This is a genomic window from Mesorhizobium sp. (genome assembly GCF_024509055.1).
Lineage (GTDB): Bacteria > Pseudomonadota > Alphaproteobacteria > Rhizobiales > Rhizobiaceae > Mesorhizobium.
In genome coordinates, this window is record NZ_JANINM010000318.1 from 1 (window position 1) to 1,826 (window position 1,826).

Consider the following 1,826-nt stretch of genomic DNA (forward strand, 5'->3'; position numbering starts at 1 on the left):
CGGAGAGCGTAAAGGCGAGATTGTCGGCGGCCTGCACGCGCACCGCGGCGGATACTGCCGCGTTCGACGTCTTGTCGCGATCGACCCAGCCCTCGGACATGTTGCCGGTGGCCGCGATGCGATAGGTCACGTCGGGATTGTTGGCGACCGGGCCGCCGCTGTCGACCGAGAGCCGCCGCGTCTGGTTGGTGTCGAGCGCTACCTCGGCCTCGTTGTGCGGTGTGGCGGTCGGCTTCTTCGGGACGACATTCACGATGCCGCCGATCGCGCCCTCGCCATATAGCACCGACGATGGACCGCGCATCACCTCGATGGTTTGCGCCAACCAGGTGTCGTATGGGAAGGTCACGGTGCCGGCGCCGATATAGAGGCGCGTGCCGTCATACAACGTCATCACCGAGTTGACGCCGGCGAAGCCGCGCGTCGAAAACGAGACGCCGCCGTTGCCGGGCGCAGGCGTTGCGATGAACCCTGCCGCGTTCTGCGTGACCGCGTCGGTCACGTTGTGCTGACCGCGTTCGGAAATGGTTTCCGCGGTGATGGTTTCGACCGATGCCGGCGTCTGCAGCGGCGTCAGGCCGAGGCGGCTGCCGGTGCCATCGTGCTTGGTCAGATTGAGGGTCGGAGGCGCGGCTGGGGGTGCGACTGTCGGCGTCGGAGCGGCGGCGGGCACGGCGGCCGCGCGGCGGGTGCGGGGCCGGACGGTCGCGGCCGAATTGCCGCGCGCGGCGCGCTTCGGCTTGGCGGCGGCAGGCGGCGACACCTGAATGGGGTCCAACGTGCTGGATGGCGTCGCGCTCTGGGCCGAGACCGGAACCGGCGCAAGCAGCGACGACAACGAGAACGAACAGACGAGGCCAACGCGCCGCCCCAGCGCGATATAAGACCGTGAAGACATGAAAAACTCGCGGTTAACGTGGCACGTCACCGCGAACGCAGGCTCTGCATGTTCACATACATGCTTCGATCCCCACCAGGACGCCCCCGCCCGATGTGCTCGCGTGTGACCACGACTGACGGCAGGTCTCCTGGCTCACGGCTCGTCGCCTGACGTCGCCTTCCCGGACTGTCGCCCAGTGGCATAATGACGAAAGGCTTACCGTTTACAGTTGCGGGGACAGCCGCGGCCTTGGGGCCTCCCCCCGCACCGCGTTCCCTTTTGATCCCCAACAGGGGAACCGTCGGCCCAAGGTTTAAGAATAGGTCATGCAGCTGTCAATTCGGCATGAGCCTTGCGCGGAACGGTCGCGGTGCGAATGATCCGCCCTATGGCTTGCCGGCCACAGTCGCTCCGCACGCCCTTCACGCGTGTCCGCTCGTCTGGATTTCCACGTCGTCGAGTCCCTTGATCCTGTAGATCGCATAGGAAACGATCCAGGCCAAAATGAAGACGGCGATGATGGCGAAGCCGAGATTGTTGAAGTTCTCGTTCAGTGCGCCGACGCCTTCCCAGAAACTGCCGGACAGCCCGAGCTTGCCGCCGATCAGGCCCAGCGCCTCGATGCCGCCGATTAGCAACGCAACCAGCACAGATACCAGCGTGATCGTCATGTTGTAGTAGAGTTTTCGGATCGGCTTGATGAAGGCCCAGTCATAGGCGCCGAGCATCATCACGCCGTCGGTCGTATCGACGAGCGACATGCCGGCGGCGAACAGCACCGGGAACACCATGATCGACCCGAACGGAATTCCCTGCGCCGCCTGCGACGCCGACACGCTGAAAACGGCGACTTCCGTTGCGGTATCGAAGCCGAGTCCGAACAGAAAGCCCAGCGGAAACATATGCCAGCTTTTCGTCACCAGCCTGAACATCGGCCGGAACGCAC

The 1,826-nt window shown here is 64.6% G+C and carries 1 protein-coding gene, 1 pseudogene and 1 riboswitch; the gene and the pseudogene both read right to left on the reverse strand.

The features are described 5' to 3' along the window. Positions 1-898 (reverse strand): TonB-dependent receptor plug domain-containing protein (locus Q0L57_RS14030; RefSeq protein ID WP_296743549.1); only part of this gene is annotated, 898 nt, incomplete at its 3' end. Between the two features lie 102 nt (positions 899-1,000). Continuing rightward, positions 1,001-1,198, reverse strand: a riboswitch (cobalamin riboswitch). A gap of 104 nt (positions 1,199-1,302) precedes the next feature. Then, a pseudogene (locus tag Q0L57_RS14035) lies at positions 1,303-1,826 on the reverse strand (HoxN/HupN/NixA family nickel/cobalt transporter); the annotation flags it as partial.